The organism is Caballeronia sp. LZ028, from assembly GCF_031451415.1.
In the GTDB taxonomy this organism is placed as follows: domain Bacteria; phylum Pseudomonadota; class Gammaproteobacteria; order Burkholderiales; family Burkholderiaceae; genus Caballeronia; species Caballeronia zhejiangensis.
Genome location: NZ_JARUXN010000013.1, coordinates 25,018 through 36,286, shown reverse-complemented (window position 1 = coordinate 36,286; position 11,269 = coordinate 25,018). Strand labels below are relative to the sequence as shown.

At 56.7% G+C, this 11,269-nt stretch carries 13 protein-coding genes; all 13 read right to left on the bottom strand.

Annotation, left to right across the window (positions count from 1 at the left end; all coding sequences use genetic code 11):
* Positions 1–9: 9 nt before the first annotated feature.
* On the bottom strand, positions 10–249 hold the full coding sequence (locus QCE58_RS31155) for a hypothetical protein (protein WP_309780766.1): 240 nt from the start codon (positions 247–249) through the stop codon (positions 10–12).
* Between the two features lie 129 nt (positions 250–378).
* A complete protein-coding gene (locus tag QCE58_RS31150; protein WP_309780764.1) occupies positions 379–966 on the bottom strand; it encodes a hypothetical protein in 588 nt (195 codons plus the stop codon).
* Positions 967–1,010: 44 nt separating this feature from the next.
* Positions 1,011–1,925, bottom strand: coding sequence for a lytic transglycosylase domain-containing protein (locus QCE58_RS31145; RefSeq protein ID WP_309780762.1), 915 nt, complete (start codon positions 1,923–1,925; stop codon positions 1,011–1,013).
* Positions 1,912–2,934 carry a P-type DNA transfer ATPase VirB11 gene (virB11, locus tag QCE58_RS31140; RefSeq protein ID WP_309780759.1) on the bottom strand — a complete coding sequence of 341 codons (1,023 nt, stop codon included), beginning with the start codon at positions 2,932–2,934 and terminating at the stop codon, positions 1,912–1,914. The genes QCE58_RS31145 and virB11 overlap by 14 nt, the downstream gene beginning before the upstream one ends.
* A 9-nt stretch (positions 2,935–2,943) precedes the next feature.
* The gene (locus QCE58_RS31135) at positions 2,944–4,167 is read right to left on the bottom strand and encodes a TrbI/VirB10 family protein (RefSeq protein ID WP_309780758.1); all 1,224 of its coding nucleotides are present in this window, start codon (positions 4,165–4,167) and stop codon (positions 2,944–2,946) included.
* 1 nt (position 4,168) lies between these two features.
* Positions 4,169–4,978, bottom strand: coding sequence for a TrbG/VirB9 family P-type conjugative transfer protein (locus QCE58_RS31130; protein ID WP_309780756.1), 810 nt, complete (start codon positions 4,976–4,978; stop codon positions 4,169–4,171).
* Between the two features lie 38 nt (positions 4,979–5,016).
* Positions 5,017–5,691, bottom strand: a complete 675-nt coding sequence (locus QCE58_RS31125) for a type IV secretion system protein (RefSeq protein WP_309780754.1) — start codon at positions 5,689–5,691, stop codon at positions 5,017–5,019.
* Complete coding sequence (locus QCE58_RS31120; RefSeq protein WP_309780751.1) at positions 5,688–6,554, bottom strand: type IV secretion system protein; 867 nt, start codon at positions 6,552–6,554, stop codon at positions 5,688–5,690. The genes QCE58_RS31125 and QCE58_RS31120 overlap by 4 nt, the downstream gene beginning before the upstream one ends.
* Positions 6,542–6,919 carry a hypothetical protein gene (locus QCE58_RS31115; RefSeq protein WP_309780749.1) on the bottom strand — a complete coding sequence of 126 codons (378 nt, stop codon included), beginning with the start codon at positions 6,917–6,919 and terminating at the stop codon, positions 6,542–6,544. The genes QCE58_RS31120 and QCE58_RS31115 overlap by 13 nt, the downstream gene beginning before the upstream one ends.
* 283 nt (positions 6,920–7,202) lie before the next feature.
* Positions 7,203–7,862, bottom strand: coding sequence for a type IV secretion system protein (locus QCE58_RS31110; protein WP_409014191.1), 660 nt, complete (start codon positions 7,860–7,862; stop codon positions 7,203–7,205).
* Positions 7,863–7,864: 2 nt separating this feature from the next.
* A complete protein-coding gene (locus QCE58_RS31105; protein WP_309780745.1) occupies positions 7,865–10,537 on the bottom strand; it encodes a type VI secretion protein in 2,673 nt (890 codons plus the stop codon).
* Positions 10,524–10,826 (bottom strand): VirB3 family type IV secretion system protein, encoded by a 303-nt coding sequence (locus tag QCE58_RS31100; protein ID WP_041733693.1) that lies wholly within the window; start codon positions 10,824–10,826, stop codon positions 10,524–10,526. The genes QCE58_RS31105 and QCE58_RS31100 overlap by 14 nt, the downstream gene beginning before the upstream one ends.
* Positions 10,823–11,191 carry a TrbC/VirB2 family protein gene (locus QCE58_RS31095; protein ID WP_014253264.1) on the bottom strand — a complete coding sequence of 123 codons (369 nt, stop codon included), beginning with the start codon at positions 11,189–11,191 and terminating at the stop codon, positions 10,823–10,825. Before QCE58_RS31095 ends, QCE58_RS31100 begins: the two co-directional genes overlap by 4 nt.
* Between the last annotated feature and the right edge of the window lie 78 nt (positions 11,192–11,269).

Here is an 11,269-nt window from a genome sequence, read left to right as displayed (position 1 = left end):
GAGCGTCGGCTAATCCTTCGAACGGTGGAAGGGCAGATGGATCAAGTCAACGAGGCACCGCGAGATCGGTCTAATCTTGATCGCGCAGGTGATCGCCAGGGCGCCGACCACGAAAATCGCGATCCAACATCCCGGGTCCGGCCAGCTGGCAATCTGACCCAACATCTTTGTGGCAATAGAGCCGATCAGATAAGTGACGACAAGGAAGGCGATCACATCGGCGAGACGGATAAAAAGCGGTCGGGTCATCTTTCGTGCTCCGTTTCTAGATGGGCTGAGCGCCGCCGACTTTGTAGACATAGCGTCTTTCGTCGATCCCGTTACGCGCACGGCATTTGCGCGAGGTTAGCCGGATGCCAGACATCCGTAAAAGATCCGTCACCAACGCACGCGCTGTTGCCACCCGTTGTCGATATAGACGTCGATGGCACGCGGGTTTTGCGGTAGCTGCCAGAGCACCTTGTCGAACACGGCAACGGTATACGTATTGTCATAGTTGCCCACGACGTACGATCCGATTCGTTGACCGACACACGCCCGCGCGCCCGAAGCGAAGCCGTTACCGAGCGATGACTCTGAGACTTGCGGCTGGTCATTCAGCGTGTATGAGCCGTCGCCTCCAAACCAGCCCCCTTTGTTACCGCTCGGCCTTTTTTGGCCCTGTACGACGTAGGCACCGCGTTCGGCGGGGAGCAAGGGTGCAGGGCAAGGATCATACGGATCATAGACTTGACGGGCGTAGCTCGATCCATCATTGCCGTCAGCCTGATCGCAACTCGGAAATGGTCGCCCCTTGCTCAGATCGTGGTAGAGCTGGTTGATGGGAGGTACGCACTCGTCAACGCCTTTGGGGCCGCCGTTGGATGCGGGGTTCGCCAGGCACAGCAAAACTTTGCAGCCATATTCCGAAGCCTGCGTCGACATCGGCGCGCCGAGCACAAACAAGGCAACGAGGGTTTTTTTCATCGTTTCTTCTCCCGATGGCGCTTTTCTCGCGAGCGAGAGAAGCGTCAATCTACAAACTGAACAAACGGCGCAGCTTCTTGGGTGGTCGATGACGGTGATCGCTGGACGGGGACAGGTTGCGTTTCGTGTGGTGACGACCTGGAGATTGGACGAGTTGGGTTCGCTTCGACCGCTGAGCCTTTGGTCGGTGTCGCGAGCCGCACTTTGACAGTCGGATCCCTGCTGGTATCGTCGACCGGCAAGGCGGAGGCCGGGTCGAGCCGCGACCGGTCCTCCGCAAACATCACCCATTGTGCCGACGTGGCCGCTTGCTTCACAGGTTTTGCGTTTGCCGTCGGCCGCACTGGAACGCCTGCATCGGCGCTATCTCGCTTTACTGCTGGCACGACGGGAATCGCCGTGTCCGTCGCGTTTGCGACAACCTTTTGCACGTAGCTCGGCCGACCCGCGCGATCTGGCCGGAAACCACGCGTGAAGTTGCCTGAGTAGTAGCAACTGAACGCCGCGCGCAGCGCCTGCTGATCGTCTGGAATCTGAGCCCGCGCTCGCCGGTAGCAATCTCGAAGAATCGCACCGCCGGCCTTGAGGTTGCGGCACGGCTCAAATACCGTCTCGTAACGCTCGCCGTACTTCGCAAGGTTGTAACGATTAACCTGTCCGAGGCCCATCGAAAAATTGAATCCCTGGCGCTCGAGCGCTCTGGCCGTCGCGACCGCTTCCGGCAAGTTGCGCGGCTGACGCTCCAGCCGACCGCCTACAACGCCAATCGCGAAGGGATTGCCTGCCGATTCGGTGGTCACTACGCCCCTGAGCGTGCTCGGATGCACCCCCGGGGCGCACTCGGCGGCCAGCTTGTCGAAGGGCAGGGCCGACGCTGGCGTCTGCGCGGTAGCCATCCGGGAGAGGGCGATCAGCAGGCCGGTCGACAGCAATGTTGCGGACAGATCACGCGCCTGCATAAAGAATCTCCGATATGTAGCGGCCGTTGCGCTCTGTGTATTTCCACTGCACAACAACGTCAATACGCCTCTTGACGCGCTCGATGATCTGTTCGCGTGTCATCGAGGTATGGCCGTCCATCAGCTCGCCGAACCGGTCGTACATCTCGGCGGGCGAATCCGTGTGGATGGTCGTAAGCGATCCTTTGTGGCCGGTGTTGAGCATGTTCACGAACTCAACCGCCTCCGAACCGCGGATCTCACCCATGATGACCCGATCGGGTGTGAGCCGCATGCACGAGCGAAGCAACGTGGTTGGTGTCACGGCAGCCTGTTCTGACGCTTGATGGCGGGCGTAGGACAGTCGCACGCAGTTCGGCTGCGCCGGCTCGATTTCTCGAGAGTCTTCGATCGTGACGATGCGTTCATGTCCGGGTATTTCCTGTACCAGCGCATTGAGGCATGTGGTCTTGCCGCAATAGGTGCCAGCAGAAATGACGATGTTCTTGTGCGCGAGGACGGCGCCGCGTAGGAACGTGTCCCACTGCTTCTCGCGGTACATCTCCTCCAGCCGTGCATCCGAGTACGGCTCGTCGACCACGTCGCCGTTCACGAAGCGGAACGCGCCTTGTTCCAGGTATTTCGGCAGACTCATCCGAACGAGCGATTGCTTCCGAATCGTCATCGCGATGGTTCCCTCCGGCACGACGGGCGGGAGGATCATTTCAGCCCGATAGGTTCCGCGCTCGAAATCCGGAATACCATCATCAAGGTTCACAGGGATTTCAGCCGAGAGAATCGGGCTCTCCCGGTCCACCTCAAGACTTTTGAAGGAGGCGGTGACATCGGCCAATGACGACAGAAGCTGATACGACAGGCCGGGCACTTCGATCTTTTCCGCGTAATACGAGTCTTTCTTTCTGAGCCAGAGTTCGCCGGGCTTGTTGACCTGGATCTCGGTCACCTCTTTGTCATCGAGATAGTCCGCTAACAGCGAGAGCTTGGCTCGGAAGGAGGCAATCTGCGACATGTCTCTTCCTCATTGAATAAACGTTACGCCATCGACGTGCTTCGCCGCGTCGATTTGTTCCTTATAAATCGACGTGAAATCCAGATCCTTGTTCACGTAGATACGTACGCGGGAGCCCGCTGGCACTGTGACGGTGGGTTGGATGTTGATGTACGGAGAAAGTACTTGCTGCGACGACTGAGCCGCGGCTTGCTGGACCGACTGCCGGTATTGCGAGGCGGAGTTGTACTGGTCGCCCGAACTCACCCCCGCGTTCGACGCACCGGCACCGATGATTGACAGGAGGGCAGACATGCCGAAGATCTCAGCAAAATGGGTGTCAACGATTCCGCCCATACCCGCTGTTCCAAGTTGGTCGCTGCCAGCGCTGTCAATGGCAACTTGCACGCCGTCCGGACGACGCAGTGTGTTCCACACGACGAAGACGCGATCCTGGCCTTTGCGCAACTCCGCGTTGTACGTGCCGCACACTCGAGAGCCCCACGGAATGAGTTTGAGCCGACCTTGTGCGCCATAGACGTCGCGTTGCACAAGCGCGCACAACTGGCCCGGGAGATCGGAGATCGCTCGCGGTTCCAGAACCGCTTCAATAAACTCGCCTTGCAAAACCTTGTAGGGAAGATTGTCGATCTGACTTGCCATGCTCACCGGGACAGCGTTGCCACTTACCGCGCGCGCGAAGCGCGAATTGGCATCTTGCGGACCCTGATCGCCCGAGCCGCCTCCTAACATCCCGGTGTTCTGCCGAACTTGGCTGCCTGCATCAGGCCCAGACTGTGATTGAACGCCTGCTGGCTGATTCGCGCTGTTTGGCGGGATGATGGCCGACTTCATGCGAGCTTCCAGCAGACGGCGCGCTTGCTCTCGACGCTGCATTTCCATCTGCTCGCGCTGCGCTTTCATCGGGTCATCGGCCTGCACCGTGCTTGCCGGTGTTGGAGCAGGTGCTGCGGCAACAGAGGAACTACTCGCCGCTTCATGATCCTTGAGTTTCGGCACAGGCTTCCGATCTGGGATGGAAATATCGCTGCTTGCCGCCGACTTGGCCGTGTCACTGCCGCTGTGCTTGGCCAACCACACCGCAGCGATGGCGCCGGCCGCGATCGCGGCGATGGCGATGCCACCAAACCGCTTCTTTCGACTGTCGACGACCATCGACGCATTCGCCTGCTTCTCCCACTCGCGAACGGCCGCTTCGCGGTCATCTGGCGTATTCCTGTTCGGATCTGCCATATCAATGCTCCACTGTTCTGAGCGCCGAAGCTGCGCTCATATCAGCACGGCGATATGGATTCGCATTGTTCTGTACGCAGAGGTGGGCGTCGCCGTTGCGCAGCGTGAAGAGGCTCGCCGTGCGCTTGACGACCATATACGGGCCTTCCCGGCGCGGACTGACCGCGGACTCAGTACCGTCCGGGCCAACGGTGTAAAACGAGGGAATTTCGGCGTTCTGATCGAACAGAAAATAAGTGAACTGCCCATCGTCAAAGGCGCGTTTGAGCGGAATGGCGGTTTTGTCCCCCGACACACCGTAGTCAATATTCAGTCGCGCGGGATCGATTCCGGTGCTCGTGCTCGCGTCAGTCCGGCCACGGCCCGCGTAGCCGCTCAGGTTCGCATTTTGGTTCGAGCCTGAATTCAGGTAGACGAAGCGCACGAGAAACGTCTGAGTCGTGCGCGCCTTCGAGCTAGTGAGCTTGAAGTAATAGGTGCGCTTGTCGGTCACGACCGTTAGGTTGGTTGCCGCATTCGGCTCGACCGGCTTGATGAACAAGCGATTCTGGTAGGGCACTGTCTGCCATGCGATCGAGTCACCCAACGAGACGACCTTGACGATCTCGTCGTTGGCAAACTCGATGGAGGTCTGGTAACCGTATGTGCCAATTACCTCGTACACTTGATTTGGGTCGTACGGAACCTGCTTGACGCGATCATCAGTTACAAGCGCATGCGGGAGTTTGGCCGCAAGTGAGGAGGCAGGAATCAGCGAAATCGTCACGCTGCTGATCATGGCGAAAGCGATGGGAGCGGATTTGAAGTTCATGGTCTGATTCCTTGCACGAAGCACTTGCCGACGGCGCGTTACTGGCGGCTCAACTCTTGATCCTTCCGATACCCCGTCGTGGCATATCCGAGCGCGTTCTCCCAACGGTCGCCCAACGCGAGCGGTTTGAAGGTAAAGGTGTAGCGCACGAGCGCCGTGTAGTAGTCGGTCTTCGGCGGGCTGCCGGGCTTTTCGGTGATGGATTGAAAGGAGACTTGATAAGCATCCTTTCCGAGCGATGTAATACCCGTGATCTTCGGATAGCGACGGCCGCCTTGGCCGAGCTGGTAGTAGGGGTTGTTAGCGTTATCCGCACTCGTTTCCGCGTCATACTGTGCGGCGACCGATTGCGTCGAATGCAAGCGACACAGATCGGCGAAGCGTTGCCGCCAGTCCGGGTCAAACGTGTTGCAATACATGATGAAGTCGTACACCTGGCTCTGGACAAAGCTTTCCTGGCCCGAGATGGTTTCCTTGTTGACGACCTGTTGCTTCACCACATGCCCATTTGCATCGAGCACGGACACGACTGGAATGACCGTGTGAATGTTGGCTAGCACGGTGATCGCGCTAGCCATTCCGCCGACCACAAAGAGAAGCAGGCCGATGAAGAGGTATGCACGGTTGCGCTCTTGCTTGAGCTTGTTCGAGCCGCCAAGCTGCATCCGTTGGGTGTCAGTGTCGCCTTTGAACGTTCTTTTGCCGAAGCTCATTTGAGCGACCCCCTCGTTATCGTCCGAGCAGCCATCATCAACAAAGACAAGCCTTGTACAGATGCACCGCCGGAAAGGGATGCAGCCCAGCCTTTGACTTGCAGCATGAAGATGATCAATACACCTTCAACGATGTAAAGATATGCAACCTGCTGTACGTTGATAAACGCGGCATCCGTGACGCTCGAGGCTTTTCCGGCTTCGTCAATCGCATCGCCAAACGCGAGAAAACCAAAACGAACGATGGCAATGACCAAGATATAGATAAAACAGAAATTCAACATCTTGCTCAGCCAATTGATGGCCCACTGACGTGTTTGTTCAAAAAAGAAGAAGCCAGCGAAAACCGGTAACAGAAGCATCGTAATTGCGAGGCCGAACTTTGCGATCGTCATGTAGACGAGCGCAAGCACAAACAACACGCAGTTGATCAGGAAAAGACCGAATCCCTGCAGAATCATCCCGAATTGATACCAACTTACGTTTTGCATCAACGCGGAAACCTGGCCAACGTTGTTATACAGTGCGTCAAGCATTGATGCCGTCGATCTGCCTGACATGATGGTCGAAGCCACTCCTTCCATGAACGACGTAAAGAAGCCATAGATGCTTTGGCCCATGCCTCCCCAATTTAGAGCAGAGAATACGGCGGCGGTCATGAAGGCTTTTGCAAGTAGGGCGTTCCATCGCATCGGCTCGTAACCGCCATATATCTTGTAGCCGTAAGCCGCCCAGTAGAGCACAGCGAGCAGATAGACGGGCGTAGATATGGCTGCAGCAAGAGCGGGGTAGGTCTGCGTCAGAAACGATTGAGTTACGCCATCGGCGGCGCCAATCATTCCTTCGAGGGTCATTGTCGCCATGGATTGCTCGAGCCGTAGAGCTGCTTGAAATGTGCAACTACATCGGGTGCTTGAATATCTGCCTCGGTCAGCGTCACGCCGGTGTCTGCCTTGACCTGTTCAATCACCTTGACGACACAGCCAGGAATCATCTTCCCGCCGAACGAAGGATCCCTCGCGTACAACTCTGCGAAGCAATGACCCGGGTACCATTTGGCAACCGCTACTTTGTCCGCTCCAAGCAGCGGGTTCCCGCTGCCTTTTTCAACTGTCGGTGTCGACGATGGGGTCATCTCTTGTGGGGCCATTGCGGAAGGTACGGCAGGCTCTCGGCTGAGAGTCTTGAGGAGACCATAGCCACCGACAAGTACCACTGCTGTACTCATCAAAATCCATGTCCAAAGGTTCCTAGACATCTCCGTCCCTCCCATAGCTAATCGCGTTGATCGGTTCGAAAGAGCACGCGCACGGTGATCTGTCGAGCTTGCCCGACGTACTGGTGCAGCTGGAGAGGACTGCGCCAATCACCAAAACAACAAAAAAGCGGATGCCGCGTTTAGTAAGCCACAGCGGGAGCCACACCGACGCAGTGCAAATTTTCAGAGCCGTGATTAAAGGCTTCATTTTTTCCTCCTTCTGTTGCATGTTCCTCCCCACACGAAGGATTGGCTATTTCTTCCATTGGTAAAACTTCTGATTTCCGGCAGTAGCCTGATTCTGTTGATTCACTAGATTCGCTTGCAGATTCATGTTCATTGCATTGAGCTTCGCCATGGCGCTCGACAACATGCCGTTCTCGCTGGAGATGCGGTTCTGCAAGTCTTGGGCATCTTTAACGTTGGTCGTTGTATCCACCTGCTGACTCAGCACGGACAAGTTGTTGAGGTGCGTCTGGACCTCGGAATACAGCGAGTCCCCACCCGCTAAAGCAGCCCGAACCGAATCTGTGCTCATTTTGTACGTCGTCGCATTTTGCGCATTAGGATCCGCGAACACGTCCTGCGGCATTGTGTTGATCAGCTTCTCGTAAAAGTTTTGCCGCGCACCAAAGGTGCCGCTCTGCTGTTGCGAAACTACCTCCTGCCACGATCCCGGTACAACCGATGCCGCGTTGATCGACTGATTCAATCCGATCGAACCACGACCATAGCTTCCGGTGACCGCTGCGTACTGATCTTTTAGAGTTCTGTACTGTTCCTGCAGTTGCGAAAGTTGCTGCTGGAGTTGAAGAAAGGTCGCGGCGTCGAACGTGGGGATGCCGGTCGCGTAAATTGGCACCGAAACGCTGAGTGACGCGCCTAGGGCGATAGCTAACAGCGTAGTTCTCACGGTCACGCTCCTTCCCGCTTGAGGTTGTGGGTGTTCTCGGCGAGTGCGCGCTGCATAAAGACTGGTACCCATTGTTCCGGGTCGTCGGTCTCAAGCTCACTGATGATTCGCTCCATCAGCGCAACACCCTTGTCGTTCGACGACAGGACAGGAATAAATTCACGCATATCAGACAGATCGAACGTGACCCGAATCGACTCGTTGCCGCGCCGTATCAAAAACTTGAAGCTCTCGGGCGGAGTGTCGTGAACGAAGTCGAACTCGCCGATCGTGAGGCCAAGACGGTCCACCAGATCGGTCTTGCTTGCCTCGCCGTTCGGAAGGAAAATCTTGGTGGCAGTTTGCTTCTGGATCGAGTCGGTCTCGCAGTAGAGATATTTCGCGTCGGGCGTGACGAAGATCAGCAGACCGTTCTTACGGCGGATCTGCATGATGTAGCTGTCAATCTTCTCGCGCCAGTACGCGTGCTTGACAAGGTTCTGACCTTCTTCCAGCACGAGGATGAACGGCTCGCCGTTCATGGACTGCTCGATGCGGTGAAACGGATAGCTCAGGACGACGGGCAGCTCGGGCCGAGCAACCCCGTCCTTGATAAGTTGCCGCATTTCGAAGCAGTAGTGCCGGCACTGCGTGAGGTTGATGCTGTCGTTCTCGTTGTCGAACACGCCCCAGTTGGCACCTGCTGAACCATTTGCGCCATGCCAGATGCGCATGTCCTTCGCGAGTTCGCCCTGACCAAAGCACCATGCAACGTTGCGCAAACGTCGGTCTTGGAAAGGCAAGACGTCGTAGTTCTCGGTGACTGCCCGCTTGAATCGCTCGATGTCGTCGGGAACGAGCGTTCCGCCATAGCACGTGCGCATCAGCGTCATCAATTCCACGAGGTACAGGCGATTCTCGGGCGAGTCGGGCAACTGGAAGGGATTCCAGCCGGTGTTTCCCTGAACCGACAGCGTGGTATGTGGCGCACCCATCGCTCGCATGAACACCTTCGCACCCTCGCGGTTATCAAACCAAAACACGCGAGGCCGGGCCTTGTCTGCCATGGCTATTAGTGCCGACAGTAGGGTGGTTTTCCCCGCGCCAGTGTCTGCGGTCAAGGCCAAATGCCCTGCGACCATCCCCTCCATTTCTCGATGGAAGTTGAAGTAGTAGGCGGTGCCGCTCTCTGTTTCGAAAGGCATGATCGCAGGCCCCCACAGGTTGCCGTCTATCTTTCCAATCGCGTAGTTATGCAGCGATGCAAATCCAGCGAAGTTGCCTGACTTGATCTTCCCGCGCCGACCGATGAAGTGCTGCGCCTGGCCGGGAAGCTGCGACCAGAAAAAAGTCTCGACCGCAAACCATTCACGCACCGCCTTCACACCGAGGTTGACGAACGATTTCTTGAGCAACGCGACCGCGTTATCAAGATCCGCAATCGTTTGCTTTCTGTTCTCAACAGGGTCGGCGTGCGACGTTGCGGCAGGCACATGGGCGAGGATCGTCAAATGATGGAGGCCGTTGACTGCTCGACCGCTCGTGAGATCGCGCAGCCCATCAGTGATTTCCTTTTTGTCCTCTTCTGCACCGCCGTCCCGGTCGTTGACAACGAGACGTCGTCGCTCTTGTTTCATATCGTGCTCGGCTGTAATACGGTCGCTGAAGAAAAACGACTGCGTGACGATGTACTCGACGGGTTGCTTCAAGAACTCGTTAAGCATGTTTGAGGGCGTGCGTGCTGGCCATTCCGCCATGCTCAGCATGGCACCGGCCCGCGTTGCGCTGAGGTTTTGCACGGCCATCATGTTGCCTACTACCTTGAAATCGAGCCAAGACACAGCGAGCGTCCGGTCGAGCTGCAGGTCCGTGATGGGTACGCGTTCGTCTTCCAGATTGATCAGGTAGTGGAAAAACCCAACAATCTCCGAATAGTCTTGGCCGAGATAGTCCTCTACGTCTTCGCGGTCGTACACTTGACACACGTCGTACTGAGTCTGAAACTCTTTCCAGCTTAGGTTGAATCGCTGGATCGCGACCTGAGCATCCGCCGCACTAACCTGCTCATTGAGAAACGCCGGTCGGCGCCGGACACACAGCTTTCGCGCACCGTAGCCGGACAGGGTCTGCACGACAAGATTCGTAGCTTCGTTCAGATCCTTCGCTTGCTCTTCTAGGGACTCCACGTCGTCAGACGAAACCTTCGCACCTGAGGCGAGCGAGAAAACGCGGTCCAGCAGACCCGGTGCGCCTTGCCGAAAGCGATTCCGAACGATGCTGATGTAGATCTTGTTCACGTAGAACGATCGCTTCTCATACCGCTGCCGCCAAGCTGCGTTGAATCGCCGCGCAAACCATGTACCGCCATCACCTTCCGGGTACCGGTTCACCTTGCGACGAATCAGGTGAACGTAGACACCGCGGTCGCTGTTCGCGATCGAACGCAACACGGTATTCCGTCGCCGTTCGAACTGCTTGATTTGGGTCGAACTAAACGAGTCGAAATACAGTCCATCAAGCTCAATAACCTGCACCAGACCATCATCTTTCGTGATGATGGTTTCGTCGTCGTAATGCACGGTATAAGGGATCATGTCGCTCGCAGCCATTTCCTTGTCGTCGAGGGCGGCCCCGTCCGGCAGCGGCATCGACAACGACATGTCGAACTTCTCTTTCAGAACGTCAACGAGGCGCATAGCGTCGGCATCTCCAGAAGCGCTTGTTCGGGCAGGCCTTCAAATGCGTTGCGGCCGCCAAGATGTCGAACAAGTAAACGTCTTTGAGACAGATTAAATAACTAGCAAGCAGGAGGAAGGGGATGGCCATTGCGGGCAACACGGACCGCGAGATCATCGCGGCCATGCCCGGAATGTAGAAGCTCATCGCCAGACTTGCGAGCGTCAACCCACCGACCATCGTGGGGCGAGTCATTGCAGCGACAAGCGCTTCCCCTTCATCGTCATGAGATTCTTCGCCCACACTCATACGATCGTTCCGGCGGAGCGTGCCTTGAGATCAGATACGATGTTGGGAGCAAAGAAGACGAGGCCAATGCCGAGGCCCCAACCACCGAGCGTCATGAGATCGATGCGGCCGGTCTTCCAGCGGTATCCTTGGATTGCCAAGGTGATGATGCCGATGTAGTAGCCCCACTCGTAGATCAGCAATTGTGTGACTGATCTTAAGAAAGCTGTGATTCCGCCAAATGTTCCCGATGCGTCTTGAGCGTGTGCGAGCTGCGGAAGAAGGAGGAGGGCGATCGCACAGGCATTGGCGGTCAAGTCGAGTACCTGGCCCAGTCGATCGGCTTTCTGGGTTTCGGCGGCTTGGTTTGAATTCTGCGTTTGCATTTTTGGCCCTCTCGTGAGCTGAACCTTAAGGTTCGTTAGCTTTTGAATAGCTTCAATAAGTTATAAGTAATACTAATA